The sequence below is a fragment of the Rhizobium fabae genome (genome assembly GCF_003985135.1).
Lineage (GTDB): Bacteria > Pseudomonadota > Alphaproteobacteria > Rhizobiales > Rhizobiaceae > Rhizobium > Rhizobium pisi.
The window spans coordinates 343062-369979 of sequence record NZ_ML133649.1 but is presented as its reverse complement, the minus strand read 5'-3'; the positions used below and the strand labels follow the sequence as shown (position 1 = coordinate 369979).

The window sequence follows — 26918 nt, the reverse complement described above, 5'->3', positions numbered from 1 at the left end:
CCGCGGCAACCGATTCAGGCGTTGATCGCTCCGGATGAGGCTCGTTCTCGCGGGTCCGGGATGCGCGCTTTCAGGCGCGCAAAGAACGCTGCAATATTTCGAATTGAATAGATCATGCATGAGGTCGACGTGTCAGACGCACCAGATGACGACATCCTGAGACTGGAAGGGATCGGCAAGCGCTTCCCTGGCGTCGTGGCGCTCAAGGATGTTTCGATACGGATTGGCCGCGGCAAGGGGCACGTCCTTCTTGGCGAGAACGGTGCCGGAAAGTCGACCCTGATCAATCTGCTCGGCGGCGTCTTCAGGCCGGATGATGGTCACATCCTATTTGATGGCCAGCCTTACCATCCGGGCTCGCCGTTGGAGGCCTTCAAGGCCGGCATCCGTGTCATTCACCAGGAGTTGCATCCGCTTTCCAACCTGACGGTTGCCGAAAACCTGCTCTTCGAACATCTGCCCCGCCGATATGGCCTGGTGAACTACAAGGAAATGAACAAGAGGGCGGCCGAACTCCTGGAAGAGGTCGGCCTTGACGTGCTTCCGACAATGCTGGCGAGCCGCCTCAGCGTCGCGCAGCTTCAGTTGGTCGAAATCGCCAAGGCGCTCTGCTACGAAAGCAAACTTCTCGTTCTCGACGAACCGACAGCCACCCTGACCTCCAAGGAGGTCGATCGACTCTTCGAAATTCTGAAGCGCCTGAAGCAGCGTGGCGTCACCACGCTCTATATCTCTCACAGGCTGGAGGAGATCTTCGAAGTCGGCGACGATGTGACGGTGCTGCGCGACGGCCAGCATGTGATAACGCGGCCGCTATCCGGTCTTGGTATTCCTGATATCGTCGAACTTATGGTCGGGCGCAAACTTTCGGATCATGGCCACTTCCGCGGCGACAGCGCGGTGTCAGGAGAGGCGCTCGGCGTTTCCGGCCTGAAGGTAACGCGCAATAGCGCGGAACTGTCATTTTCCGTTGCAAAGGGGGAGATTGTCGGCATTGCCGGCCTTGTGGGCAGCGGCCGAACGGAGGCGGTGCGCGCCATATTCGGCGCCGATGCCAAGGTTGCCGGCGAAATCCGCCTGAATGGCGAGCCGGTCGAGATCAATTCGCCCAAAGATGCCGTTGCCGCCGGCCTGTGCCTGGCAACCGAAGACCGCAAGATGCAGGGCTTGATGCTCGACATGAGCTGCGCTGAAAACACCACCATAACCGATCTCGCCAAGATTTCCCGCAACGGTCTGATCATGGGGAAGGCGGAGGATGATCATGCACAGCGCCTCGTGCGTGAGCTGCGGATCAAGACTCCCTCCATCCGTCAGGCCGTCAGGACCTTTTCCGGCGGCAACCAGCAGAAGGTCGTCATTGCAAAATGGCTGTTCCGCGGTCCAAAGGTCTTGATTTTCGACGAGCCGACCCGTGGGATCGACGTGGGTGCGAAGGCCGAGATTTACGAGCTTCTGTGGAAGTTTGCGGCCGAGGGAAAAGGCGTTCTGGTCGTCTCTTCGGATCTGCCGGAGCTCATGGGCATTTGCCATCGCATCATCGTTTTTTCCGACGGCAAGATAGCCGGCGAAATAACTCGGGAACAATTTGACGAGAGCAGGATCCTTTCGCTCGCCTACAAGGAGTACAGCCGTGTCCGCCAACATTGAAAAACAGACCGAGGCGAAAGCGTTGAGCTTCTGGGACAAGCTGATCCGGATCTCGATGAAGGAAGCGGGCGTCGCCATCGCGCTTGTTCTGATCCTCGCATTTTTCTCGGCGACGGCGCCGTATTTCGCGACGCCGGAGAACTTCCTGAAGATCTTCGTGCAGATCGCCATCAACACCGTGCTTGCTGCGGGCATGACCTTCGTCATCCTCATCGGCGGCATTGATCTTTCCGTCGGGTCTCTGCTTGCCCTTTGCACTGTCATTGGTGCGACGATCATGATCGATCCGCAGTTTTCTCCGTGGCAGGCGATTGTTCTGGCATGTCTGGCGTCGATGGGCACGGGCGCCGCCCTCGGCGCCATCAACGGCTGGATTTGCGAGAAGTGGAAGCTTCCGTCCTTTATCGTCACCCTCGGCATGCTGAACGTCGCAAGCGGCCTGGCGCGCGTGGTGAGCGACAATTCCACGATAACAGGACTGCCTCAGCCTTTCGTCGATTTCGGCAACCTGATCTTTTGGGGCATCTTCCCCTCGATCTTTATGATCGCGATCGTCGTCGTCCTCATCGGCTGGTTCGTGCTGCGCTACACCGTCTTCGGGCGCTTCGTCTTCGCAATCGGCACCAATGAAGAGGCTGTCCGCCTGTCGGGTCATCAGCCGAAGAGATACAAGATCGCGGTCTTCACGATCTCCGGGCTGACGGCCGGTATCGCCGCCATGGTCTATTTGCTCCGCCTCAATGTCGGCAGCCCGGTCGCCGGCATCGGCTATGAGCTGAACGCCATCGCCGCCGTCATTATCGGCGGAACCAGCCTCTCCGGCGGCAAGGGCTCGATTGTCGGCACACTGGTCGGCGCCTGCATTCTGCAGGTTCTGTCGACGGGATTGCAGCTCCTGGGCGCCGACGACAATATCAAGCCGATCGTTATCGGCGCCGTCATCGTACTCGCCGTCATTCTCGACAGCTATCGTGGCCGGTTGATGCGGATCCTCGAAACACGTTGATCGGTGAATGCATGTTCCGGGGCGCCGACATGCATGAAACAAAGAGCTAAAGCGCGTCGCACGAGCCAATTTCGATGCGACGCGGCCCTTGATTGGCCGTTGCGTTTGACGCCTGCCCGACCTACATCTGTCCGGCACTCAGCGAGGGACGGAAATGGCCAAGATCACCAATGTAGCGGTCCAGATGGACCATGTCGCAGGCATCAATATCTCAGGCGATTCCACCTTCGCCATGAGCCTGGAAGCCCAGGCGCGCGGCTACAGGCTTTTCCATTACACCCCCGATCGCCTGAGCTTCCGTGACGACAAGCTCTTTGCCAGCGTCGAGCCGATGGTGCTGCGCGACGTCAAGGGCGATCACTACGAACTCGGGGCCCCCGAGCGTGTCGACCTCTCGACCATGGACGTCGTGCTGCTGCGCCAGGACCCGCCCTTCGACATGGCCTATATCACCTCGACGCATCTGCTCGAGCGCATCCATCCGAAGACGCTCGTCGTCAACGATCCGGCCTGGGTACGCAATTCGCCGGAGAAGATCTTCGTCACCGAATTTGCCGACCTGATGCCGAAGACGCTGATCACCAAGGATGCCGCCGAGATCCGCCGCTTCCGCGACGAGATGGGGGATATCATTCTGAAGCCGCTCTACGGCAATGGCGGCGCCGGCGTCTTCCATTCGACCCGCGACGACCGCAACCTCTCTTCGCTGCTGGAGATGTTCGGCCAGCTCTTCCGCGAGCCCTTCATCGCCCAGCAATATCTGCCTGACGTGCGCAAGGGCGACAAGCGCATCATCCTCGTCGACGGCGAATTCGCCGGCGCCATCAACCGCGTGCCGGCCGAGCACGACAGCCGCTCCAACATGCATGTCGGCGGCCGCGCCGAGGCGACCGAGGTGACGGCGCGGGAACAGGAAATCTGCAACCGCATCGGCCCGGCACTGAGGGAGCGCGGCTTCCTGCTCGTCGGCATCGATGTGATCGGTGATTACATGACGGAGATCAACGTCACATCGCCGACGGGTATCCGCGAGGTCAAGAAGTTCGGGGGCGCCGACATCGCGAGCCTGCTTTGGGATGCGATCGAGCGCAAGCGCTGAGCCTGCCGCCATGCGTCGCTTCGCCTGTGACCGGGTACAACCTGGTCGCGGCGAATGTCCGAATACGTTCCTTGATCGTTCTTGTTTTATTCTTTTTTCCATGCCAGATTGCAACCGCTGGCCCGAGGGCCGGGGGCGGTATAAGAGTTTGCGGGACAAGGGGGCGATATGGTCGCGCGTGTCAGTACGGTGGCATTCCAGGGCATCGAAGGTGTGCCGGTTGAAGTCCAGGTCATGGTCGCGCCCGGCAAGGTCGGAATGCAGATCGTCGGCCTGCCCGACAAGGCGGTTGCCGAAAGCCGTGAGCGCGTGCAGGCGGCCCTTCACGCTTCCGGTCTGGCACTGCCGGCCAAGCGCGTGACCGTCAATCTGGCGCCGGCCGACCTGCCGAAAGAGGGCTCGCACTTCGATCTCCCGATCGCGCTCGCTTTGATGGCAGCCCTCGGCGCCATTCCCGCCGATGCGCTGTCGGATTTTGTCGTCGTCGGCGAGCTCAACCTCGATGGAACGATCGCCGCCATATCAGGCGCGCTGCCAGCTGCGATCGGCGCCAATGCGCTCGGCAAGGGGCTGATCTGCCCGGCCGAAAGCGGCGCCGAAGCCGCCTGGGCGGGCGCCGGCGTTGACATCCTCGCACCCCGCAGCCTGATCGCCCTTGCCAATCATTTCCGCGGCACGCAGGTGCTGTCGCGGCCGGAGGCGTCGATCCGCGCCAATGCCGCAAACCTGCCGGATCTTGCCGAAATCAAGGGCCAGGAAAGCGCCAAGCGCGCGCTCGAGGTCGCGGCCGCCGGCGGCCATAATCTTTTGATGGTCGGCCCTCCGGGCTCCGGCAAGTCGATGCTGGCGGCCAGGCTGCCGTCGATCCTGCCGCCGCTTTCGGCCGCCGAGCTGCTGGAAGTGTCGATGGTTCATTCCATTGCCGGCCAGCTCACCGGCGGCAAGCTTTCCGACCGCCGGCCCTTCCGCACCCCGCATCATTCCGCCACCATGGCCGCCCTCGTCGGCGGCGGCCTGCGCGCCCGTCCAGGCGAAGCCTCGCTTGCCCATCACGGCGTGCTTTTTCTCGACGAGTTTCCCGAATTCACGCCGCAGGCGCTGGACGCGCTGCGCCAGCCGCTCGAAGGCGGAGAATGCGTCATCGCCCGCGCCAATCACCGCGTCTCCTATCCGGCGAAGTTCCAGCTGATCGCGGCGATGAACCCCTGCCGCTGCGGCATGGCCGGCGAGCCGGGCCATACCTGCGCCCGCGGCCCGCGCTGCATGAGCGATTACCAGGCCCGCATCTCCGGCCCGCTGATGGACCGCATCGATATCCGCATCGACGTGCCGGCCGTCTCCGCTGCCGATCTCATCCGGCCGATGGCCGCGGAGGCTAGCGTCGACGTCGCCCGCCGCGTTGCCCGCGCCCGCGAGATCCAGCAGGAGCGCTTCGAGAGCGCTGGCGCAAAAGGCATCGGCACCAATGCGCGCTGCTCCACCGCGATGATCGAGAAGATGGCCGAACCCGACGCCAGCGGCCTGCAGCTGCTACGCGACGCCGCCGAAAAGATGAAATTCTCCGCCCACGGCTATCACCGCGTCCTCAAGGTCGCCCGCACGCTGGCCGATCTCGACGACAAACCGACCGTCGGCCGAATGCATCTCGCCGAAGCGATTTCCTATCGCATCGCCGGTGAAAGGCTGACGGCGGCGGCGTAGGAGATGGGGGTGTCGAAGCGCCTCCTCTAGCGTCATGCTCGGGCTTGTCCCGAGTATCTGCATCAGGTGCAGCAGATCCTCGGCACAAGGCCGAGGATGACGCCGAATGAGGAGCGAGGTTCGTCAACAAACTGGGGCGCCGAAGCGCCCCAATACCCTACGGAGATGAGCGACCGAGAGACACCCGGCCAAACCCTACCTTAGCTCCCCAGCCCCTCGAACAGCGCCGTCGAAAGATAGCGCTCGGCGAAGGACGGAATGATGATGACGATATTCTTGCCGGCATTTTCGGGGCGGCTGCCGACCTTGATCGCGGCGGTCAGCGCCGCACCCGAGGAGATGCCGACCGGCACGCCTTCGAGCCGGGCGACGAGGCGCGCCTGTTCGAAGGCCTCGTCGTTGGTCACGGTGACGACTTCGTCATAGATGCCGGTGTCGAGGATCTTCGGTGCGAAGCCGGCGCCGATGCCCTGGATCTTGTGCGGGCCGGGATTGCCGCCGGACAGGATCGGCGAGTCGGCGGGTTCGACGGCGATGATCTTGATCTCGGGCTTGCGGCTCTTCAGCACCTGGCCGACGCCGGTGATCGTGCCGCCGGTGCCGATGCCGGAGACGACGATGTCGACCGTGCCGTCGGTGTCGTTCCAGATTTCCTCGGCCGTCGTCTTGCGGTGGATTTCGGGATTGGCCGGGTTTTCGAACTGCTGCGGAATGACGGCATCGGGAAGGGAGGATGCCAGTTCCTCGGCCTTGGCGATGGCGCCCTTCATGCCCTTTGGTCCCTCGGTCAGCACCAGCTCGGCGCCGAGCAGCGCCAGCATCTTGCGGCGTTCGACCGACATGGTTTCCGGCATGGTGAGGATCAGCCGATAACCCTTGGCGGCAGCCGCAAAGGCGAGCGCGATGCCGGTATTGCCGGAGGTCGGCTCGATCAGCACCGTCTTGCCGGGCGTGATCTTGCCCTGCGCTTCAAGGCTTTCGATCATCGCGACACCGATGCGGTCCTTGACGGAGGCGATCGGGTTGAAGAATTCGAGCTTGCCGATCAGGTTCGCCACCACGCCCTTTTCCCGCGCCAGCTTGTCGAAGCGTACGAGCGGCGTGTCGCCGATGGTCTCGGTGATCGAGGAATAGATGCGGCCGCGGCCGGGCTTGTGCGACATGGGTGTTCTCCCTTTGAAATCCTGACCCTGAATCGGGGAGGAGAATAGGGTCAAAGGTTGAAGGAGACCAGTCCGCGTTCATCCCGGCAAAGCGGTTCGGGGAGAAAATAAGCTTTGAAAACCGGTTCTTGCCGAATGTTTATTTCAGGCCGCCCGCGTGGCGATGAAGGCCGCCGTGCCAGCGAGGATGCCGGCCGCAACCCGGTTCAGCGCCTGTAGGGCGCGCGGCTGCTTCAGCATCGTGCGAGCCCGAGAGGCAAGCAGCATGTAAGGCACCAGCACGACGATCAGCACCACGAAGGTCACGGCGAGCAGGAGCGCATAGTCTCGCAGGCCGATATTGCCGATATCGATCAGTGTCGGCGCCAGGGCGACATAGAAGAGCATCGTCTTCGGATTGCCGAGCGTCACCAGCAGGCCGGAGAGGAAGGACATGCCGATATTGGTGGATTTGCGCGCCGCGATATCCTGCGGCAGCAGCCCCGCTGTCCAGAGTTTCCAGGCGATGTAGGCGAGATACAGAGCGCCGGCGATCTTGATGACGATGAAGACCTCGGTGAAGGTCTGCGCCACGAAGGCAAGGCCGAGAATGACCGCTGTGAGATAGGTCATGTCGCCGAGCACCAGGCCGAGGCCCATGAAGAAGGTCTCGCGGAAATTTGAGCCGAGCGCGCGTGCGACGATCGCGGTGATCCCGGGGCCTGGAATGGCCGCGGCGATGAATAGCGCTCCGGCATAGGTGATCAGGGCGGTGAGGCTCATCTTCATATCCATAAGGTCTGCACGACCTTTCTATAGGCGCGAGCCGCGGCCTCATCAATGCGCCGGCGCTGATCGGTCCATAACCATAAAGAATAGGTCCGCTGAACCATGATCCAGTTGGAAAGCGAGCCGGCCCCACTATCTCTCTTACGCGTGCCATCAGTGCGGCGCGTCGCGGCTTCCCGGCCGGCGGCATTAAAGATTTTTCATCGCCAAGGAGCAAATGAATGTCCCATACCCCAGCCGAAACCCGCAGGCTTTCGCCGCTCAAGACGCCTTCCAGCCTGTCGACCAACGCCGTCACCGATATTTCGGCGGCGCTGACCGCGCTGCTCGCCGATGTCTTCGCGCTTTATATAAAAACCAAGAATTTCCACTGGCACATGTCCGGCCCGCATTTCCGCGATTATCATCTGCTGCTCGACGAACAGGCTGAGCAGATCTTCGCTATGACCGACGACATTGCCGAGCGTGCCCGCAAGATCGGCGGCACGACGCTGCGCTCCATCGGCCATATCGCCCGCCAGCAGCGCATTCTGGACAATGACGCGGACTTCGTCACACCGGAGGACATGTTGTCCGAACTGCGCGAGGACAATGTTCAGCTCGTTTCGCTGCTCCGCGAAGTGCACGGTCTCTGCGACGAGCACAACGATGTCGCGACCGCCAGCCTGATCGAGAACTGGATCGACGAAGGCGAGCGCCGCACCTGGTTCCTGTTCGAAATGACGCGCCCGCAGAGGTAGTGTCGGCAACCGGGCGCTTCAGAACGCCCGGTTCTCAGCTCTCCAGCGCCCGCGGACGCAGCCAGCGCGGTGTCCAGCCGAGATTCATGCCGGCTGCGGCAAACAGGATGATAACAGCACCTGCGATCTGCATCGGCTGCAGCGCGTGGCCGAAGGCCAGCCGGTCGACGAGGAATGCGGCGATCGGATAGATGAAGGACAGGGCGCCGGTCAGATGTGTCGGCAGCCTCTGGATCGCGCCGTAGAGCAGCACATACATCAGCCCGGTATGGACGACGCCGACGGTCACGAGGATCGCCCAGCCCCCGATATCACCGGGCGGGTGGGAAAAGTCTGTTATCGGCGCCAGCATCAGCATGCCGGTCGCGACCTGGATGAGCGCGATCAGATGCGGCGGCGTGCCTTTCAGCCATTTCGTGGCAAGGGCTGCGAGCGCGTAGAAGAAGGCCGCACCCAGCGCCATCAGGATGCCGAAGCCGTAGTCACCCGATACGCCGCCCGTCTGGGGTTTCGCCTGAACGATCGCCATCATCCCGGCGAAGGCGAGTGTCAGCCAGAACAGCTTGGCGGCGGTGATCTTCTCGCCGAGAAACAGCGCGCCGAGCGCGAGCAGCATGAAAGGCTGCGTGTTATAGACTGTTGTGGCGATCGAGATCGTCGCATGCGAGTAGGAGGCAAAGAGCAGCAGCCAGTTCAAGACGATGGCGATGCCCCCGAAGATGGCAATGCCGAAGGCGCGCAGCGTGATGATGCCGGGCCGCAGCAGCCCGAGAGCGCCGCAGATGACAAGCAGGGTCAGCGCGCCGAACAGGCAGCGCCAGAAGACCACGCCGCTGACGGGCTGTCCCGACATGACGACGAACCAGCCGATCGTCCCCGAGATCAGCATCGCTGCCGTCATTTCCGCCGTGCCTTGTCTGATGTCACTGTTCATGATTACCTCCGCCTTTGATGGCATAAGAATATTGCGGAGCGAGGCGGTTTTATATAGGTATAAGAAGGAGCATAATCGATATTGCCTAATCATAAGAGGAAAATAGATCACCGTGGCTAATGATGTGCTGTCGCTCGACGAAATCGATCAGGCCATTCTGGAGGCGCTGGCCGGCAATGCGCGGATATCGCTGAAGGAGCTGGCACAGCAGGTGGGCCTGTCCTCGCCGAGCGCCGCCGAGCGCTTGCGCCGGCTGGAGGAGCGCCGCGTCATCAAGGCCTTCACGATCGATCTTGATCCAGCTGCCGTCGGCTATCCCCTGCAGGCGATCGTGCGCGTCCGTCCGCTGCCGGGACAGCTGCACATTGTCGAGCGCATCATCCAGGAAATTCCCGAAATCGTCGAATGCGACAAGGTGACGGGTGAGGATTGCTTCATTGCCCGCCTGGTCATCCGCTCGATGGCGGAACTAGACGGCCTCCTCGACCGGGTTGCCGAAAGGGCGGAGACCAACACCTCGATGATCAAGGCCTCGCCCGTCAAGCGTCGCCTGCCGCCGCTTTCACGGAAAATGTAAATCTTGGCTGAGCGAACTGCTGGTGAAGCCACCATCGGCGGCGGCATCGCGGGGAAATTGATCGAAGCCTCGCTCAAGCGCGAGGCGCTGTGCCATCAGACGCCGGTGGAGCCGAAGCCGCCTGCGCCGCGCACTGTTTCGCTGGCCTCGGCAATCTCCGCCACCCGAGCCTGGGTCACGGGCGCGATCACCATCTGGGCGATGCGCATGCCGCGCTCGATGACGAAGGGTTCCTCGCCGAGATTGACGAGCAGTACCTTCACCTCGCCGCGATAGTCGCTGTCGACGGTGCCCGGTGAATTCAGGCAGGTGATGCCGTTCTTGAAGGCAAGGCCGGAGCGCGGCCGCACCTGTCCTTCGAAACCCTCCGGGATCTCGAAGATGAAGCCGGTCGGCACCAAGGCCCGTTTGCCGGGCAGAAGCGTCAGCGGGGCCGCGTCGTCAACGGCGGCGCGCAGGTCCATGCCCGCCGCTCCCTTGCTTTCATAGCCAGGCAGGTCGAGGCCTTCGCCGTTCGGCAGGCGGATGAGGTTCAGCGTCGGGCGCGTGTCGTGATGAATGGTCATCGCCCATTACTTTGCGCCCGAATGCCCGAGGTCAATTGCAAAGCCGGCCTTTAGTCGCTAGTTAAGCGGCAATTCCACAGGATTCACACTATGGCCGAAAGTCTCGCCGAGGCGGTCTCCCGCCGCCGCACATTCGCTATTATCGCCCACCCGGACGCGGGTAAGACGACGCTCACCGAAAAGCTGTTGCTGTTCGGCGGCGCCATTCAGCTGGCCGGCGAAGTCAAGGCGAAAAAGGATCGCATGCAGACGCGCTCCGACTGGATGAAGATCGAGCGCGAACGCGGCATCTCCGTCGTCACCTCGGTGATGACCTTCGAATATAACGACAATGTCTTCAACATCCTCGACACACCTGGCCACGAGGATTTCGCCGACGACACCTATCGCACGCTGACGGCAGTCGACGCCGCCGTCATGGTCATCGACGCCGCCAAGGGTATCGAGCCGCGCACGCTGAAGCTCTTCGAAGTCTGCCGCATGCGCGATATCCCGATCATCACCTTCATCAACAAGATGGACCGTGAAAGCCGCGATCCCTTCGAGATCCTCGACGAGGTGGAAGAGAAGCTGGCGCTGGATACGGCGCCGATTACCTGGCCGATCGGCCGCTCGAAGACCTTTTGCGGTTCCTACAATATTGCCGCCAACACGGTGCGCGGGTCGGATACAGAGGTCGAGGGAACGCCGGTCAACGGTCCGCAAAGCGTTGCCGGCAGGCTGCCGGAAAACGAGCGCCAGGCTTTCGTCGACGAGACCGAGCTGGCGATCGAGGCCTGCCGCCCGTTCGACCGCCAAGCCTTCCTGGAAGGCCATATGACGCCTGTCTTCTTCGGTTCGGCGCTGCGCAATTACGGCGTTCGCGACCTCATCAACGCGCTCGGCGAGTTCGCGCCGCCGCCGCGTGACCAGGTAGCCGATACCAGGACCGTGCACGCCACAGACGACAAGATGACGGCCTTCGTCTTCAAGATCCAGGCCAATATGGACCCCAACCACCGCGACCGCATCGCCTTTGCCCGCATCTGCTCCGGCAAGCTCGAGCGCGGCATGAAGGCAAGGCTTGCCCGCACCGGCAAGCAGCTCGGCCTGACGGCGCCGCAATTCTTCTTCGCCTCGCAGCGCCAGCTCGCCGATACCGCCTATGCCGGCGATGTCGTCGGCATTCCCAACCACGGCACGCTGAGGATCGGCGATACGCTGACCGAGGGTGAATCGCTGGTCTTCCAGGGTGTGCCGAATTTCTCGCCGGAAATTCTGCGCCGCGTGCGGCTGGAAGATGCGATGAAGGCGAAGAAGCTCAAGGAAGCCCTGCAGCAGATGGCCGAAGAAGGCGTGGTCCAGCTGTTCTCGCCGGAAGACGGCTCGCCGGCGATCGTCGGCGTCGTCGGCGCCCTGCAGCTCGACGTCTTGAAGGAGCGGCTGATGGCCGAATACGGCCTGCCTGTCTCTTTCGAAATGTCGCGTTTCTCCGTCTGCCGCTGGATCTCTGCCGATCAGCCGGCCGATCTCGAGAAATTCCTCACCGTCAAACGCGGCGATATCGCCCGCGATCTCGACGGCGATCCGGTCTTCCTCGCCCAGGATGGTTTCTCGTTGCGCTACGAGGCGGAACGCCATCCGGCAATCAAGATGGTCGCCATCAAGGAATATCACGCCGCCAAGGCGGCGTGATCATCGCTCGGCCAGCTGTTCCGCCAGAAAATCGACGACGGCGCGCACCGCCGGCAACTGGCCGCGCCGGTGCGGCATCAGGATCGTCGTTTCGATCCTACCCGCCGTCCAATCGGGCAGGAGCCTCACCAGCCGCCCGGCTGCCAGCGCCTTCCGGCAGACAGATGTCGGTAGGCAGGTGATGCCGAGTCCGGCAGCGGCCATCTCCATCAGCATATGCGGCTCGTCCGCCGCCATGACGGAATGCAGCGTGATGAGAGCCTCATCGCCGTTGTCGGAGAAGAGCCGCCACTGGTTTTCTGTCAGGCTGGTCATGATCGTCGCATGCTGCGCCAGTTCTTCCGGCCGCTGCGGTTGCCCGTGTGAGCGGATATAATCCGGCGAAGCAAGAACGAAGAACGGGTGATTGGCAAGCCTCCGCTGCACCAGCGCGGAATCCGGCAGCGGCGCCCGATGACTGCGCAGTGCGATGTCGAACCCTTCCTGCACGATATCGACGAAGCGATCGGTCACGTGGATGGAGAGCTTGAGCTTCGGGTATCTCGCCACCAGTGCCGGCAAATGCTCCGTCAGCACGAACTGCGCCGTCGGCACCGAAGCCGTGAGGCGAACGGTACCGGCGGGTTCGGCCAGATGCCGCCGGACGATGCCTTCTGCCATCTCCGCTTCGATGATCGAGGCCTGGGCGTGCTGAAAGAATTCACGGCCGAGTTCCGTCAGCGCAAAGCTTCGCGATGTGCGCTGGATCAGCCGGACGCCGAGCCGTCCCTCCAACTCTGCGACCCGTTTGCTGACCGTCGATTTCGGAATGCCGAGATGTCTCGCCGCGCCCGTGAAGCTGCCGCTGTCGACGGCCTGCACGAAGAGATGGAGGTCATTGAGGTTGAAGAGCGCCATCGTCATCTTCCATATATGTAGACATTGCGGTGCATTTGTAGCGTCTACCGCATGATTGTCTACGTGTGCACATTGATCACGTTCAACAGGGTTCAATTCTGAAAGGAACGATTGATGTCACCCATATTGTTTTACGGCGTGCCGGAGGGCTGCTCCTTCGGCTCCATCGTTGCACTGGAATGGTCCGGCGTGCCCTACCGCCTCTGCCGCGTCGAGATGCCGGAGGCAGTCTCCGGTGCGGACTACGCCAGGATCAATACCGTCGGGGAAACGCCATCTCTGCTGCTCGAAGACGGCAGGACAATCAGCGAAAGCATGGCAATCCTTCACCATATCGGCGCCCGCGCGATCGGAAACGGTCTGGGCTTTGCGCAAGGGTCTGCGGATTTCGATCGTCTGAACCAGATGCTCGCCTTTCTCAACACCTCATTCTTCAAGGCCTTCGGCCCGCTCTGGTATGCGTTCGAGCATCCGCTGGCGCCGGAGGAGAAGCAGGCTCTTATGGCCTATGGCATCGCCGGCGTCGAAAAAGCGCACCATACGCTGGAGCGTCTGCTCGGCGGTCGCGAATGGCTTCTTGGCAAGGGTCCGAGCCTTGCGGACGCCTATTTCGTCGGGATCGCCCGCTGGAACGATTTCCACAAGGTCGTCGATCGCCGGCAGTTCCCTGGCCTCGATCGCCTCTATGAGCGCATGCAGCAGGAGGCGGCCGTCCGTTTCGCCCATGCGATCGAGCATCGGCTCGAGGCAAAAAGCAGCGGCGGTTTCCGCGGTGAAGTCGATCTGGCCGAGGCGCTCGGCTTGTTGAAACAGGCTGCCTGAACATCGTGGCGGCCGCACCCCTGCAGTGCGGCCGCCGGCTTGCCTGTCATCCGGCGGCGATGATTTCGATCTCTACGAGCCAGTCGTCGCGCAGCGTTTCGACGACGATGGCCGTGGTCGGCACGGCGCGGCCGCCGAGCGCTTGGAGGCGGGCATTCTGGTTCGCCTCCACAAAGGCGCCGTCGCGCAGATAGCTCGTCAGCCGCACGACATTGTCGACCGTCATCCCGGCGGAGGCGAGGATGTCGCGCAGATTGGACCAGATGAGTTCGAGCTGCCCTTCCAGATCGGGCGCCGCCGTTCCCTGCTCATCGAGACCCATCGTGCCGCTGACGAAGAGCAGGCGGGATGGATGCCGGACCTCCAGCGCATGAATGTAGTCAGGGCTCGCCGGATAGACCCCTGTTGCGGGATCATGCGCGATCATCTCCATGAGATTTCTTCCCTCCGCCGAATTTTCTATGAGATCAGGCCAGTATGGCCGATTATTCTTCGGCGGGAAGGGTAGGGGGTCGAATGGGAAAAAATACAGACGATCTTCGGCAGAAGCGTCGGCAGCAGCCGATCATGGATGCTTTCGACCGAAAGATATTAGCCGAACTCGCTGGCGACAGCGGTCAGAGCTATGCCAGGCTGGGCGAAGCGGTCGGGCTCTCGGCGCCGGCCGTGCATGAACGCGTGCGCCGCCTCCGGCAATCGGGCGCCATCAAGGGCGTGCATGCCGCGCTGGATGGATCGGCCCTCGGCAAGCCGCTGCTCGCCTTTGTGCATGTGGAAGCGGCCGGCTGGGGCAAGAGCGAACGGCTGATGCAGGTGCTGCGTTTTCCCGAAGTCGAGGAGATGCATTCGGTCGCCGGCGACGCCAGTGTGCTCTTCAAGGTGCGCACCGCCAGTCCCCAGGCGCTGGAGGCTTTTCTCTCGCAGATCCACGCGGTTCCCGGCGTCACCGGCACCCGCAGCTACATCGCGCTTTCTACCTATCTGGAGCGTCCCGTGCAGGCCGGCGTTACCGAGATCTGGCCGGATATGCCTTTGCCGGAATAGTCGGACTGCGGGGCGTTCGTTACTGCGTTCCAGGCACAGTTGTCTCCTCAGTCCTCGCCATCGAACCGCGGCAGCGGCTCGATAGTCTCCACCCAAGACAAAGCCGATCGGCACCATATCTGTTTCTTCGGCGTCAGTTCCCGCCGTTGGTCGATGCTGCCGACGCGAATGCCGATCGCGCCGCCGTCGCCGTCCGTGCGATAGAGCGGCGATCCGCAATTCGGGCAGAAGAATTGCCGGCTGAGACCGCCGCTGTCGCCATATTTCCCGTAGCCTTTCGGCTCGCCGGCGACGAGGCTGAAACTTTCCTGTCGCGCCGGCGCGGTGACGCGATAGGCAGAGCCCGTCAGCCGTTGGCAATCGGTGCAGTGGCAGATCGAGATTCCCTCCGGATCGATCTCCGCCTGATAGCGGACCGCGCCGCAATGGCATCCTCCCGTGATATGCATCGGCAATTCCTCAATCCGCCGGCTGCGCGGCCGGGCGCGCGGTGTAGAAGGCCCTCGCATCCGCCGTGAAGGCGGCTCGCTGATCGGCTCTCGTATAGAACATATGCCCGCCTCGATAAAGCTTGAGCCCGACGCGGGCGCCGGCGAGCGAAGACGGCAGATGGTCGACCACATAGCGGCTGACGCTGTAGGGCGTCACCAGATCGCTGTAGCCATGCGCGATCAGCAGACGGAAAGCCGAGTTCGAGGCGAGCAGCTGTCGGATGTCATCAGTGGCGCTGGCTTGCAGGCGCGATCCGCCGCCACGCCCGCCGCCCCACTCCCAGCGCCGGCTGATATCGCCGTCGAGCAGCGTATAGGTCATCTCCGTCTTGAAGCCGAGTTCGTTGCGGGCATAGTCGGCAAAGGCGCCGCCATAGGCGCGGGTGAAGCCATCGAGGATGGCGTCGTCTCCGCGGTCGTAATCGGATTCCGGATAGGGATCGGGGGCGGCAAAAGCGGCGTCGTAAGGGCTCGTCACCTCACCCTTGCCGGCGTCCGCATGCTTGACGAAGGAATTGCCGAGGAAGCCGCGGTTGCGGGTGACGATATCCTCAGGAATGCCGGTCAGTCGGGAAATCCTGCCATAGAAGGCGTCGGCAGCGGCGCCGATTGGCGGCGGCCCGGCCAGCGTCGTCAGATAGTCTCCGAGCGCGAAGGTCTCGGCCTCCCTCTGCTTCTGCTCGTCGAAGGCGTTCTCCCGGTCGAGCTGGGCTGCGGCCAGCGACGGTAGCTCCAGCGCGGCGCCGAGCGCGAACTGATCGGCATTGAACATCAGCTGGCCTTCAAGCAGAGGGGAAAGCATCACCGCACCGGCCACAATGATGCCCTGGCTTTCCTGCAGCGTCGAAGCGACTTTGGCGGCGCGGAAGCCGCCATAACTTTCGCCGAGGAGATATTTTGGCGAGCCAGAGCGATTGTTGTGCGCGACATAAAGGGCGATCGCCTTGGCGATGCTCTGGGCGTCGGCGTTGACGCTGTAATAGTTGGAGGCGTCGTCTGTCTTCACCGTCCGGCTCCAGCCGGTGCCGATCGGATCGATCAGCACGAGATCGGTGAAATCGAGCCAGCTTTGCTTATTGTCGATAAGCTCCGCATTGGCTCCGTCGCGTCCATCGGGTCCGAAATCGAGCACCTTCGGGCCGACCAGCCCCAGATGCAAGAAGGCGGAAGCGGCACCCGGCCCGCCGTTGAAGGCAAAAGTCAGCGGCCGGCCCGGCGCGCCATCCCGCGCGACATAGGCGGTGTAGAAGATCGCGCCGGTCTGGGCGCCGTCCTGGCCGAAAAGATCCAGCGTGCCGGCGGTCGCGGTATAGGCGATCTTCCGGTCGTCGATCGTCAGCTCATGATCGGTAACGGAATCGGCCGGCAGCAGCTTGAGCACGCCGTCGCGTGCGCCGTTTTCAACATTCGCGCGGGCGGGCGTGCTTTCTTGCGCATGGGAGAGGGCCGGTGTGAGCGACGCCGCAAGCGCGGCAAGCAGAAACAGGGATCGGAAGCGCAAGATGTCTCCTCCGGCGGTGGGGTATGAGAGGCTGAGATAGCGTAGCATCGGCGGCCGGCGACGGGCATCAAGAGATGGTGATGGGCCAGTGAGTGGGGAAGGGTGCGATCCGCTGAGCGGGTGGCTCAGTCCGCTTACTTGACCGCGCGCACACTCACCTCCAGCGCCCGGCCGGCTTTCCAGCCGTTGATCGCCGCCCCGAGCCCGAGCGCGACGAAGAGAACCGCGCACCAGGAAAAGCTTCCGGTCCAGCCCCTGATAAGGCCAACGATGAGCGGGCCGACGGCGGCGAGGAGATAACCAACGCATTGCGCCATACCGGAAAGATGGGCGGCGACATCGGGATCGCGCGAGCGCAGCACGATCGTCGTCATGGCGGCGGCGATCAGCCCGCCCTGGCCGATGCCCTGCAGCACCGCCCACAGCCAGACCATCGAAAGCGGTGCGAAGAGCAGGCCGAGCAGCGCGGTGACGGCAACGCCGCAGAGGCTTGCATTGATCAGCCGCTGGTCCCGGCCGCGCACGGCGATATGCGGCACGATAAGGCAGGACGCTGCCTGCACCATCACCGACAGCGAAACTATCGCACCGGCGGTGACGCCGTCGATCCCGCGTTCGCGTAAGATCGGAACTAGCCAGCCGAAAACGCAATAGGCAAGCGCGGATTGTAGCCCCATGAAAAGCGTCACCTGCCAGGCGAGCCGGTCCCGCCAGAGGCCTTCGACACGAAAGCCGTTTCGCCTTGTCTGGCTGCCGCTACGAAGAACCTGAGGCAGCCAGATGAGGCCGACGATCAGCGCCGGCAAGGCCCAGGCAGCGAGCGCGCCTTCAAGGGAGCCGCCGAGTGCGTATTCGATCGGCAGCGTCAGCCCGGCCGCACTTGCCGCGCCGGCGCAGAGCGCCATCGTGTAGAAGCCGGTCATCAGCGCGGCACGCGTTGGGAAGTCCCGCTTCACCAGCCCCGGCAGCAGCACGTTGGCGACGGCGATGCAGGCGCCGGCAAGCGCCGTGCCGATGAAGAGCAGCGGCACGGAGGAAAGCCCGCGCAAAGCAGTGCCGAGCGCGAGCAGCAGGAGAACACAAAGCAGCGTGCGTTCCGAACCGATGCGCTGGGCAAGGCGAGGCGCAAGCGGCGAGAAAGCGCCGAGGCAGACGACCGGGAGAGTCGTCAGCAGGCTGGCGCCAAGCGGGCCGAGGCCGAGTTCGGAACGGATTTCCGGCAACAATGCGGAGGCGCTCGAGAAGACCGGGCGCAGATTGAAGGCGATCAGCACGAGGCTCGCGCCGAGCAGGAAACGATCTGCCCCACCCCGCACCGACGTTGCCTGCGGCTGCGGAAGGCTGCCGGCCTCTGCGTCTACAAGCAGTTCGTCGGCCGCCTCAAGCATGCTGGTGGCATGGTTGGAAGGCGTGTTCATGAGAGGAGCATCCGCTCAAGCGCGGCAAGCACCGGCGCCATGAAACGGCGCACCGCCGCATCCGCCTTGTTGGGATCGCCGGTTTCGATCGCATCGACGATATCGGCATGCGCCTGCATGTCAGGTTCGGGAATGTCGTTGCCAAGCGTCGCGGCGATGGTATCGGCGATCGAGGTGGAGAAGAAATCGTAGATCTCGATCATCGCCCGGTTGCCGGAAGCGGCAATAACGGCCTTGTGGAAGGCAAGGTCGCGTTCGATGAAGGCTGCCCGATTGCCGCCATCATAAGTGCCACGTTCCGCAAGCAGCCTGCGAAGCCCGGCAATCATCTCCGGTGTCTTGCGCATCGCCGAGAGCCGGGCGGCCTCGACGTCGAGCGCCAGGCGGGCCTCGAACTGGTCGCGCAGGCTGGCGCGCCGCGCCATCGTCAATGGCCGGCCGGCATCGCGGGTCGAGCGGACATAGGTTCCCGAGCCCTGCCGTGTTTCGAGATAACCCTGAGAGACGAGAACCCGCACCGCCTCGCGCACCGTGCCTCGGCTGATGGAAAGCATGGCCGAAAGCGAGGCTTCGTTCGGCAATTTCTCGCCGACCGCCCAGCGTTTGCCGAGAATGTCGCTGCGGATCGCCTCGATCGCCTCGTCCGCGAGATTGGTCTTGCTGAGCGCTCGCATCCCATTACTCATTAAGTCATCAGATGACTTAATGAGTAATGGGATTACGATCTTCCGTCAACGGCTGAAATCCAGGCAATAAATAAAAAGGGCCGCCTCAGCGACCCTTTCCATGAGTTTGGCCTCGAACTGGCCTGGACTGTCGATGCAGCCCTAGGAAGGCGGGTTTTAGAGCGAGGGCTGCCTCGCCTTCATCACCTCTTCCATGCCCGTTACGAGGTCCGAAATCTCATTAGACATTGGATCACCTTCCTTTCGTTCTGTTGCTGATAGGCCAAAGGTAGGCCGATTCTTCGCAGATGCAAGAAAAAATGCGCTCAATGTGCCGCCTTGATGAAGGTGCCGTTCTGCAACTCATGCATGGCCTTCATGATTTCCTCGCGTGAGTTCATTACAATCGGGCCGTGCCAGGCGACGGGCTCCTCGATCGGCTTGCCTGAGACAAGAAGGAAGCGGATGCCCTGGTCGCCTGCCTGCACCGTCACTTCGTCGCCGCTGTCGAAGACCACGAGCGTGCGGTTGCCGGACATGTCACGGATGTTCAGCTCTTCGCCGTTGACTTCCTTCTCAACGCGCACGCCGAAGGGTTTCGATGCATCGCGAAAGGTGCCGGAGCCGGCGAAGATATAGGCGAAGGCGTTGCGGTAGGTATCGACCGGCAGGCGTTTCTTCTTGCCTGGTGGTACCGAGACGTCGAGATAGATCGGCTCGGCGGCCACACCATCCACAGGACCGGCCTTGCCCCAGAAATCGCCGCAGATCACCCGCACGGCCGTGCCGTCATCATCGACGACGACAGGAAGGTCGGCGGATTTGATGTCCTGATAGCGCGGCGCCGTCATCTTCAGCGAGGAGGGCAGGTTCGCCCAGAGCTGGAAGCCGTGCATGCGGCCGGCGAAATCGCCCTTCGGCATCTCCTGGTGCATGATGCCGCTGCCGGCCGTCATCCACTGGATGTCGCCGGCGCCGAGCAGGCCGCGATTGCCGAGGCTGTCGCCGTGCTCGACGGTGCCGGCGAGCACATAGGTGATCGTCTCGATGCCGCGATGCGGATGCCAGGGAAAACCGCGGATATATTCCGAAGGATTGTCGTTGCGGAAATCGTCCATCATCAGGAAGGGATCGGTCATCGCGGGATCGCCGAAGCCGAAGACGCGGTGCAGCTTGACGCCGGCGCCTTCCATGGTTGGCGTGGCGGTACTCTCATATTTGACGGGGCGGATCGACATAGCGTCCTCTCAAAGGTTCAACTTGGCGTCGACTATAGCCGCCCGGCCGCCGGGCGCGAAGTCCGCGGCGCGGGCAACGCAGTGTTCACAAAAGAACACAGCGTTTCGCTGAATTTGAAGAGGCCGGACGTTAAGAAATCGCCATATTGCGCTTGCAAACCGGCCGAACGTTAAGCTGTTATTAGCCGCGACGTTCGACAATTTATAGCATGCCCGCCGGTGCGGCGGCGGGTTCCGGAGCAAGAAAGCCATGTGTCGCTGGGCAGCCTATCGCGGAGACCCCCTCTATCTCGAAGAGCTGGTATCTTCGCCCGCCCATTCCCTGATCGAGCAGTCCCATTGTGCCACCCGCGCCAAGACCGCGACGAATGGCGATGGCTTCGGCATCGCCTGGTATGGCGACAGGCCCGAGCCCGGCCGTTACCGCGATATCCTGCCGGCCTGGTCTGATTGCAATCTGAAGAGCCTGGCGCGGCAGATCCGTTCGCCGCTCTTTCTCGCCCATGTCAGGGCCGCGACCGGCGGCGGCACCCGGCGCGACAATTGCCACCCCTTCACCCATGACACCTGGTCCTTCATGCATAACGGCCAGATCTCCGGCTTCGAGCGCCTGCGCCGGCCGATGGAGGCGATGCTCGACGACGAGCTGTTCAATGCCCGCGGCGGCACGACCGATTCCGAGCTGATGTTCCTGCTGGCGTTGCAGTTCGGCCTGCGCGAGGCGCCGATCGCCGCGATGGCTGAGATGATCGGTGTCGTCGAGGAACTGGCCGAAAGCATCATCGGCTCGATCCTGCTGCGCTTCACCGCTGCCTTCTCCGACGGCAAATCGCTTTATGCGGTCCGCTATGCCACCGATCGCAAGGCGCCGACACTCTATGCCTCGCCCGTCGGCGCCGGCTATTGCCTCGTGTCCGAGCCGTTGAACGACGATGTCGATGCCTGGGCGGAAATTCCGGACGGCAGCGCCGTCACCGTCGGCATGAACGGCATCGATGTCGCCGACTTCCGGCCGGAAAAGCGGACTGCCGCCAAACCGCAGCGCGTGGCTATTTCGGCATGAGTCGCTGGTGATTTAGCAGAGCCGCTCTGGACTAGCCGAGCTGCCTGGCGATCAGCGCCGCGAGTCTTTCGGCAACCTCTTCCTTCGCCAGGTCAGGCCATTGCTCGACGCCGTCGTGGCGGACGAGTTTGACGCTGTTGCGGCTGCCGCCCATGATGCCGGTTGCGGGAGAGACGTCATTGGCGACGATCATGTCGGCGCCCTTCCTCTCGAGTTTCGCTTTCGCATTGCTTTCCACATCCTGCGTCTCGGCGGCAAAGCCGATCACTAGTTTCGGCCGCATCGTGTGATGGCCGACGGTCTTCAGGATGTCGGGATTTTCGGTCAGCGCCAACGTCGGAATCGATTCGCCGGGGTGTTTCTTCAGCTTCTGGTCGGCGGCCGAGGCGACACGCCAGTCCGCCACCGCCGCGACCATCACCGCGACGTCGGCCGGCAGCGCCGCAAGCACGGCATCGCGCATTTCCTCGGCCCGCTCGACATGCACGACGCTGACACCGAAGGGATCGGCAATCGTCACCGGTCCCGACACCAGCGTCACTTCCGCACCGAGCTTTGCAAGGGCTGCGGCGATCGCATGCCCCTGCCGGCCGGAGGAACGGTTGGCGATATAGCGCACCGGATCGATCGGCTCGTGCGTCGGTCCCGAGGTGACGATCGCCTTTCGTCCCTTGAGCGGCTTTTCTCCACCGTCGAACAATGCTTCGGCGGCGGTCACGATTTCGAGCGGTTCCGCCATGCGGCCGAGCCCGGCTTCGCCGCCTTCCGCCATCTCGCCGGCCATTGGCCCGACGAAACGAATGCCGTCCGCCTTGAGTGTTGCCGCATTGCGCCGGGTCGCCGGATGCGCCCACATGGCCGGATTCATCGCCGGTGCGGCAAGCACCGGCCTGTTGGTCGCCAACAGCACCGTCGAGGCGAGATCGTCGGCAAGCCCGTTCGCCATCTTCGCCATCAGGTCGGCCGTGGCGGGCGCGATGAGCACGAGGTCGCAGTCGCGCGCCAGCCTGATATGGCCGACATCCTGTTCGTCCTGCCGCGAAAACAGATCGAGGAAGACGTGGTCCGCCGCCAGCGCACCGATCGCAAGCGGCGTGACGAATTCCTGAGCGCCCTTGGTCATGACAGGGCGCACGCTCGCGCCGCGCTCGCGCAGCCGGCGGATCAGATCCAGGCTTTTATAGGCGGCGATGCCGCCGGAGATGATGAGGAGGATGCGTTTGCCGCTGAGAGCCATGGCTTTTCTACCCGTCGCCTTATTGACTGGCCCTGACCCTAAGGCTTTGGCGGAGAACATGCAATCGCGGGAACGGCACCCATCGGCCGTAGCCGGCGGGTGCCGCTCCATTCATGTCGCTGTCAGTTTCCTGGGCTCAGAGATTGCTCATCCCACCGTCGATGATCAGTTCGCTGCCGACGATATAGGCGGCCTCATCGGAGGCGAGAAAGACGATCGTCTTGGCGACTTCGCCGGGGGTTCCGAAGCGGCCGACGGGGATCTGGGCTTGGATCTGCGCGGTCATCGCCTTGGAATCGGCTTCCGATGCGCCGAGCTTGCTGTAGAGCGGCGTGGCGATCGGGCCTGGGCTGACGGCGTTGACGCGGATGCCGCGGCCAATGAGTTCGCCCGACAGCGTCTTGGCAAGTGTCAGCAACGCACCCTTCGTTAGGGAATAGACGCTGGAGTTCGGCATGCCGATATGAGCGTTGATCGAGGTGTTAAGCACGATTGAGGCCTGTTTAGAAAAGATCGGCAGCAGCGACTGGATCAGGAAGAACGGCCCCTTGACGTTGATATCAACCGACTTGTCGAAGGCGGCTTCGCTCCACTGTTCCAGCGGCCCGAATTCGGCGACACCGGCATTGACGAAGAGGATATCGAGCGTGTCGAAAGCTTCTTTCACCGTGTCGGCGACGGCCTTCTGGCCGGCCGCATTGCCGGCATCGGCCTGGATGACGATCGCTTTGTCGCCGAGTTCGCGACGGGCTGCTTCGACGCTTGTGGCACTGCTGCCGGTAACGACGACACGGGCGCCCTCGGCGATGAATTGGCGGGCGGTTTCGATGCCAATGCCGCTGGTGCCGCCGGTGATGAGGGCTGTCTTGTTCTGAAGACGTGACATGATGAAGCTCCTTCGATGGGATAGTGGGCCGCAGCCCCGTTGTTGATCAATGGGAGGAATCGCGCCGGGCCTTTGTCAGGTGCGGGTAATCGAAGCGCCACCGTCGACCAGCGATGCCGTGCCGGTGACGAAGCTCGCATCGTCCGAGGCGAGGTAGAGAACCGAGCGGGCAAGCTCTTCCGGGGTTGCGACGCGTTTCAGCGCATGCAGGTTCGTCACGAAGGCCTGCTTATCAGGCGTATCGTTCATGTCCCGATACATATCGGTATCGACGGCACCCGGCAGGACGGCATTGACGCGCACGCCTTGCTGGCCGAATTCGGCGGCGAGCGCCTGCGTCAGGCCGATCAGGCCGGCTTTGCTGGCGGCATAGGCGGCGACGCCGGGAAAGGCGAAGCTATAGCCCACGAAGGTCGAGGTGAAGATCACCGAGCCGCCGCCATTCTTCACCATTTCTCCGATCTGGTGCTTGGCGGCGAGGAAGGAGGCGGTGAGATTGATCGCCAGTGCCTCGCTGAAGCCTGCTTCCGAGACAGCGGTGCTTGGACCGGCTTCGCCAAGCGTGCCGGCATTGTTGAAGGCGATGTCGAGCTTGCCGTAGTTCGTCACGGCGGCGGCGACCAGCGCCTTGTGATAATCTTCCGAGCGCACGTCACCGGCAATGGCGATGGCGTCGCTGCCCTCTGCCTTTATCTCCGCGACGAGGCTCTCGAGTTCGCGCTCGCGGCGGGCGCCGACGACGACCTTGGCGCCTTCGGCGGCGAAGAGCTTTGCCGTGGCGCGGCCAATGCCGGAGCTTGCGCCGGTGACGATCGCGACCTTGTTGTTCAAGCGGTCCATGGTTCCATCTCCTGCGTTTGAGGTGAGGCGGCCCTTGCCGCCCCTTTCGATGAAGGGAAGATGGCATTTTCCATTCGTTCGGATTAGTCTCCTGATCGGGGAACTCGAATTCGGAAAAGCCGAACGATGATCAGGATCGAAGGTATTGCGGCTTTCGTCGCCGTGGTCGAGGCAGGCTCGGTCAGCGAGGCGGCCCGACGGTTGCGGCTGTCCAAATCGGTCGTCAGCGAAAGGCTGGCGGAACTGGAGAAATCGCTCGGCGGCATGCTGCTGCACCGAACGACGCGCAAGCTCACCTTGACGGAGGATGGCACGGTCTTTCTGGAGCGTGCCACGCGCATCGTGCGCGAGATCGAGGAAGCCGCGGCCGACATGGCGGAGCGGCGCGGAACGCTCTCCGGCCCGATCCGCATCGCCGCCCCCGTCACCTTCGGCCGCATGCATCTCGGTCCGGCGCTCTATCCTTTTCTTGCGGAGCATCCCGATATCGAACTGACGCTCGATATCGATGACCGGCGCGTCGACGCATCCTCGGACGGCTACGACGCCGTCATCCGCAATGGCCCGATCGCCGACAGCCGGCTGGTCGCCTGGAAACTCGCGGAGAGCCGCCGTCTTCTCTGCGCTTCGCCGGATTATCTCGCCCGCGAGGGAATTCCCTCGTCGCTGGCCGACCTGAACGGTCATCGCGGTCTCTTCTACACCAATCGCGGCGTTGCCGACTGGCGCTTCCAGACGCCGGAGGGTGCGATCGTCGTTCGCGCGAAACTGGCGCTCGGTATGAACAATGGCGATATGCTCCGCGATGCCGCGATTGCGGGGTTGGGCATCGCGCTGCTGCCGGCCTTCATCGCCGGCCCGGCCATTCGCGAGGGCCGGCTTGCCGAAATCGATGTCGGCCACAGACCGGAGGCCGAGTTCATCTATATGGCCCATCCCGAGGGCCGAAATCCTTCCGCCAAGCTTCGCGCCATCGCCGATCACCTGAAGAAGAGTTTCGGCGATCCACCCTATTGGGATCCGGCGGGTTAATTCATGAACCGAGCAGGCTCATCAGGTTCTCGGTGACCGGCGAGCGATGCGCCACGGCCCGCAGCTTCTCTCCAGCCTCATGGGTTCGGCGGGCCGCTGGTTCTTCGCGGTTGAAGACTGGGCCGCCGTTGTTATCTTCACGCTTGCCCTGCTGGCGCTGGCCCTTGCCTCCGCATGTTTTGCCCAGCATTTCGCGAGGAGAAAAGCATGATCCGCATCGACCGCCTTGACCATCTGGTGTTGACCGTCGCCGATATCGCGACCACCTGCGATTTTTATGCCAGTGTCCTCGGCATGTCGGTCGAAACCTTTGCGGAAGGCCGCAAGGCGCTAAAATTCGGCACGCAGAAGATCAACCTGCACCGGGCCGGCCACGAATTCGATCCCAAGGCGAAACATCCAATACCGGGTTCCGGCGATCTTTGCTTCATTGCAGTGACGCCGCTAAACGAAATCATCGCTCATCTCAGGGCCTCCGGCATCCCGATAGAAGCCGGACCGGCCGAGCGCACCGGCGCGACAGGGCGCTTGCGCTCCGTCTACATCAGGGACCCCGACGGCAATCTCGTCGAAATCTCCAATCCTATTGTCTGACCGCGTTCGAGAATTTTCAGCATAGCCGCTTGACGGACGATTACGCGCCCATTATTTAACCTATAAGTTAATTAACTTGCCGGTTAATACAATGCAAGATGATGTACTCAGCCGAACCTTTTCAGCGCTTGCCGATCCGACCCGCCGGGCGATCATGGCGCGTTTGGTTTTGGGCGAAGCCTCGGTCTCGGAACTCGCCGAACCCTTCGATATGTCGCTGGTCGCCGTGTCGAAACATCTGAAGGTGCTTGAGGGAGCCGGCCTGATCTCGAAGGGCAGGGAGGCGCAATGGCGCCGCTGCCGATTGGAGGCAATGCCTCTGAAGGAACTCGACGACTGGCTGGAGACCTACCGGCGCTTCTGGAGCGAAAGCCTCGACATGCTGGAATCCTATGCAGCAAACCTAAAACAAAGGAGGAATGACAATGAACGTGACGAGTGAAGCAAAAGCTTCCGGCCTGAGCCGCGAGATCCTGCTCGTCAGGGATCGACGCCCCGCGTGATCTCGTCTTCAGCCTCTGGACGGAGCCGAAGCACCTGCTCCACTGGTGGGGGCCGCATAATTGTTCGGCCCCCTCCGTCTCCGTCGATCTGCGTGAAGGCGGCGCCTGGCGGCACTGCATTCTCGGTGCCGACGGCAAGGAATATTGGAGCCGGGGCACCTATCTCGAGATCAGCCCGCCCGAACGGCTGGTCTTCACCTTCGCCTGGGAAAATGAAGATGGAAAGTCCGGGCACGAGATGCACGTGACCATCGAATTGGCGGAAAGCGGCGAAGGCACGCGCCTCGTCTTCCGCAAGCGCGAACTGCCGAGTGATACTGAATTCAAGCTGCAGTCGGAGGGCTGGGTCGAGGCGCTGGAGAAAGTTGCCGCCTATGCCGAGGCGCAAGCCAAAGGGAGCATGTGATGAAGAAGATCTATCACGGAAGCTGCCACTGCGGCGCCGTCACCTACGAGGCGAGCCTCGATCTCTCGGCAGGTACCTTCCGCTGCAACTGCTCGATCTGCAGAAAGAAACGGAACTGGCTCGCCGTCGCAGCACCCGAGGATTTCCACCTCACCGGCGGCGCCGACAATATCGGCGAATACCAGTTCGCCTCCCGCAAGCTGCATCATCTCTTCTGCAAGACCTGCGGCATCAGTTCCTATGCCTGGGGCGAAAACGAGAAGATCGGCACCTTCTACGCTGTTTCGGTCAATTGCCTGGATGATGCCAGCCCCGACGAATTGATCGAAGCTCCGATCGCCTTCGTCGATGGTCTCCACGACTGCTACGACGCCTCACCAGAGGAAACGCGGCATCTTTGATG

At 62.6% G+C, this 26918-nt stretch carries 29 protein-coding genes and 1 pseudogene; 16 read left to right on the top strand and 14 right to left on the bottom strand.

Annotation, left to right across the window (positions count from 1 at the left end; genetic code table 11):
- The first annotated feature begins 114 nt into the window (after positions 1-114).
- The 4 genes from EFB14_RS13065 to EFB14_RS13050 all read left to right on the top strand — a co-directional run bounded on the left by EFB14_RS13065 (position 115) and on the right by EFB14_RS13050 (position 5456).
- The gene (locus tag EFB14_RS13065; protein ID WP_126825814.1) at positions 115-1650 is read left to right on the top strand and encodes a sugar ABC transporter ATP-binding protein; all 1536 of its coding nucleotides are present in this window, start codon (positions 115-117) and stop codon (positions 1648-1650) included.
- Positions 1634-2656, top strand: a complete 1023-nt coding sequence (locus EFB14_RS13060; RefSeq protein WP_126825811.1) for an ABC transporter permease — start codon at positions 1634-1636, stop codon at positions 2654-2656. Before EFB14_RS13065 ends, EFB14_RS13060 begins: the two co-directional genes overlap by 17 nt.
- A gap of 154 nt (positions 2657-2810) precedes the next feature.
- Positions 2811-3755: a glutathione synthase gene (gene gshB, locus EFB14_RS13055; RefSeq protein WP_126825808.1), complete on the top strand. Its 945-nt coding sequence runs from the start codon at positions 2811-2813 to the stop codon at positions 3753-3755.
- 168 nt (positions 3756-3923) lie between these two features.
- Entirely contained in the window at positions 3924-5456 is a 1533-nt protein-coding gene (locus tag EFB14_RS13050; RefSeq protein WP_126825806.1) for a YifB family Mg chelatase-like AAA ATPase, read from the top strand.
- Positions 5457-5656: 200 nt separating this feature from the next.
- Here EFB14_RS13050 and cysK read toward each other — a convergent pair whose 3' ends face one another.
- Together cysK and EFB14_RS13040 are read right to left on the bottom strand one after the other, a co-directional pair.
- On the bottom strand, positions 5657-6619 hold the full coding sequence (cysK, locus tag EFB14_RS13045; protein ID WP_125841891.1) for a cysteine synthase A: 963 nt from the start codon (positions 6617-6619) through the stop codon (positions 5657-5659).
- A 144-nt stretch (positions 6620-6763) separates the two neighbouring features.
- Positions 6764-7381, bottom strand: a complete 618-nt coding sequence (locus EFB14_RS13040) for a LysE family translocator (protein ID WP_125841893.1) — start codon at positions 7379-7381, stop codon at positions 6764-6766.
- Between the two features lie 227 nt (positions 7382-7608).
- On the opposite strand from EFB14_RS13040, the gene EFB14_RS13035 reads away from it, so the two are divergent.
- Complete coding sequence (locus tag EFB14_RS13035) at positions 7609-8127, top strand: Dps family protein (protein ID WP_125841895.1); 519 nt, start codon at positions 7609-7611, stop codon at positions 8125-8127.
- A 34-nt stretch (positions 8128-8161) separates the two neighbouring features.
- On the opposite strand, the gene EFB14_RS13030 is transcribed toward EFB14_RS13035, so the two are convergent.
- Positions 8162-9061: a DMT family transporter gene (locus tag EFB14_RS13030; RefSeq protein ID WP_126825801.1), complete on the bottom strand. Its 900-nt coding sequence runs from the start codon at positions 9059-9061 to the stop codon at positions 8162-8164.
- 112 nt (positions 9062-9173) lie between these two features.
- On the opposite strand from EFB14_RS13030, the gene EFB14_RS13025 reads away from it, so the two are divergent.
- Positions 9174-9638 (top strand): Lrp/AsnC family transcriptional regulator, encoded by a 465-nt coding sequence (locus tag EFB14_RS13025; protein WP_126825799.1) that lies wholly within the window; start codon positions 9174-9176, stop codon positions 9636-9638.
- Between the two features lie 95 nt (positions 9639-9733).
- Here EFB14_RS13025 and dut read toward each other — a convergent pair whose 3' ends face one another.
- Complete coding sequence (gene dut, locus EFB14_RS13020; RefSeq protein ID WP_125841901.1) at positions 9734-10204, bottom strand: dUTP diphosphatase; 471 nt, start codon at positions 10202-10204, stop codon at positions 9734-9736.
- Between the two features lie 90 nt (positions 10205-10294).
- Between dut and EFB14_RS13015 the strand changes: the two genes are divergently transcribed.
- Entirely contained in the window at positions 10295-11878 is a 1584-nt protein-coding gene (locus EFB14_RS13015; RefSeq protein ID WP_125841903.1) for a peptide chain release factor 3, read from the top strand.
- Here EFB14_RS13015 and EFB14_RS13010 read toward each other — a convergent pair whose 3' ends face one another.
- Positions 11879-12775: a LysR substrate-binding domain-containing protein gene (locus tag EFB14_RS13010; protein WP_125841905.1), complete on the bottom strand. Its 897-nt coding sequence runs from the start codon at positions 12773-12775 to the stop codon at positions 11879-11881.
- Positions 12776-12889: 114 nt separating this feature from the next.
- Here EFB14_RS13010 and EFB14_RS13005 point away from each other — a divergent pair, with 114 nt between their 5' ends.
- Positions 12890-13597 carry a glutathione S-transferase family protein gene (locus EFB14_RS13005; RefSeq protein WP_126825796.1) on the top strand — a complete coding sequence of 236 codons (708 nt, stop codon included), beginning with the start codon at positions 12890-12892 and terminating at the stop codon, positions 13595-13597.
- Positions 13598-13643: 46 nt separating this feature from the next.
- Here EFB14_RS13005 and EFB14_RS13000 read toward each other — a convergent pair whose 3' ends face one another.
- Positions 13644-14030 (bottom strand): RidA family protein, encoded by a 387-nt coding sequence (locus EFB14_RS13000; RefSeq protein ID WP_126825793.1) that lies wholly within the window; start codon positions 14028-14030, stop codon positions 13644-13646.
- Positions 14031-14113: 83 nt separating this feature from the next.
- Between EFB14_RS13000 and EFB14_RS12995 the strand changes: the two genes are divergently transcribed.
- On the top strand, positions 14114-14641 hold the full coding sequence (locus EFB14_RS12995; RefSeq protein ID WP_125841909.1) for an Lrp/AsnC family transcriptional regulator: 528 nt from the start codon (positions 14114-14116) through the stop codon (positions 14639-14641).
- A gap of 47 nt (positions 14642-14688) precedes the next feature.
- Here the strand turns inward: EFB14_RS12995 and EFB14_RS12990 are convergent, their stop codons facing one another.
- The 5 genes from EFB14_RS12990 to EFB14_RS12970 form a co-directional block, all read right to left on the bottom strand.
- On the bottom strand, positions 14689-15090 hold the full coding sequence (locus tag EFB14_RS12990) for a GFA family protein (protein WP_125841911.1): 402 nt from the start codon (positions 15088-15090) through the stop codon (positions 14689-14691).
- A 10-nt stretch (positions 15091-15100) separates the two neighbouring features.
- Positions 15101-16633 (bottom strand): S10 family peptidase, encoded by a 1533-nt coding sequence (locus EFB14_RS12985; RefSeq protein WP_126825790.1) that lies wholly within the window; start codon positions 16631-16633, stop codon positions 15101-15103.
- A gap of 134 nt (positions 16634-16767) precedes the next feature.
- Complete coding sequence (locus tag EFB14_RS12980) at positions 16768-18051, bottom strand: CynX/NimT family MFS transporter (RefSeq protein WP_126825787.1); 1284 nt, start codon at positions 18049-18051, stop codon at positions 16768-16770.
- Positions 18048-18725: a FadR/GntR family transcriptional regulator gene (locus EFB14_RS12975; RefSeq protein ID WP_125841916.1), complete on the bottom strand. Its 678-nt coding sequence runs from the start codon at positions 18723-18725 to the stop codon at positions 18048-18050. The genes EFB14_RS12980 and EFB14_RS12975 overlap by 4 nt, the downstream gene beginning before the upstream one ends.
- Positions 18726-19042: 317 nt before the next feature.
- The gene (locus tag EFB14_RS12970) at positions 19043-19954 is read right to left on the bottom strand and encodes a pirin family protein (protein ID WP_126825784.1); all 912 of its coding nucleotides are present in this window, start codon (positions 19952-19954) and stop codon (positions 19043-19045) included.
- Positions 19955-20204: 250 nt separating this feature from the next.
- On the opposite strand from EFB14_RS12970, the gene EFB14_RS12965 reads away from it, so the two are divergent.
- Positions 20205-21017, top strand: coding sequence for a class II glutamine amidotransferase (locus EFB14_RS12965; RefSeq protein WP_126825781.1), 813 nt, complete (start codon positions 20205-20207; stop codon positions 21015-21017).
- Positions 21018-21048: 31 nt separating this feature from the next.
- On the opposite strand, the gene coaBC is transcribed toward EFB14_RS12965, so the two are convergent.
- The 3 genes from coaBC to EFB14_RS12950 all read right to left on the bottom strand — a co-directional run bounded on the left by coaBC (position 21049) and on the right by EFB14_RS12950 (position 23980).
- Positions 21049-22254 carry a bifunctional phosphopantothenoylcysteine decarboxylase/phosphopantothenate--cysteine ligase CoaBC gene (gene coaBC / locus EFB14_RS12960; RefSeq protein WP_126825778.1) on the bottom strand — a complete coding sequence of 402 codons (1206 nt, stop codon included), beginning with the start codon at positions 22252-22254 and terminating at the stop codon, positions 21049-21051.
- 136 nt (positions 22255-22390) lie between these two features.
- Positions 22391-23140 (bottom strand): SDR family oxidoreductase, encoded by a 750-nt coding sequence (locus tag EFB14_RS12955; RefSeq protein WP_126825775.1) that lies wholly within the window; start codon positions 23138-23140, stop codon positions 22391-22393.
- A 75-nt stretch (positions 23141-23215) separates the two neighbouring features.
- A complete protein-coding gene (locus EFB14_RS12950; protein ID WP_125841926.1) occupies positions 23216-23980 on the bottom strand; it encodes an SDR family oxidoreductase in 765 nt (254 codons plus the stop codon).
- A gap of 126 nt (positions 23981-24106) precedes the next feature.
- Between EFB14_RS12950 and EFB14_RS12945 the strand changes: the two genes are divergently transcribed.
- The 6 genes and pseudogenes from EFB14_RS12945 (at position 24107) to EFB14_RS12920 (ending at position 26916) form a co-directional block, all read left to right on the top strand.
- On the top strand, positions 24107-25012 hold the full coding sequence (locus EFB14_RS12945; protein WP_126825772.1) for a LysR family transcriptional regulator: 906 nt from the start codon (positions 24107-24109) through the stop codon (positions 25010-25012).
- Between the two features lie 70 nt (positions 25013-25082).
- Positions 25083-25223: pseudogene (locus EFB14_RS12940) on the top strand (MFS transporter); the annotation flags it as partial.
- Positions 25220-25606, top strand: a complete 387-nt coding sequence (locus EFB14_RS12935) for a VOC family protein (RefSeq protein WP_125841930.1) — start codon at positions 25220-25222, stop codon at positions 25604-25606. The pseudogene EFB14_RS12940 and the gene EFB14_RS12935, both read left to right, overlap by 4 nt.
- A 91-nt stretch (positions 25607-25697) precedes the next feature.
- Entirely contained in the window at positions 25698-26048 is a 351-nt protein-coding gene (locus EFB14_RS12930) for an ArsR/SmtB family transcription factor (protein WP_126825768.1), read from the top strand.
- A 44-nt stretch (positions 26049-26092) separates the two neighbouring features.
- Positions 26093-26515 carry an SRPBCC family protein gene (locus EFB14_RS12925; RefSeq protein ID WP_312894104.1) on the top strand — a complete coding sequence of 141 codons (423 nt, stop codon included), beginning with the start codon at positions 26093-26095 and terminating at the stop codon, positions 26513-26515.
- On the top strand, positions 26515-26916 hold the full coding sequence (locus EFB14_RS12920; RefSeq protein WP_125841936.1) for a GFA family protein: 402 nt from the start codon (positions 26515-26517) through the stop codon (positions 26914-26916). Before EFB14_RS12925 ends, EFB14_RS12920 begins: the two co-directional genes overlap by 1 nt.
- The last annotated feature ends 2 nt before the right edge of the window (positions 26917-26918 follow it).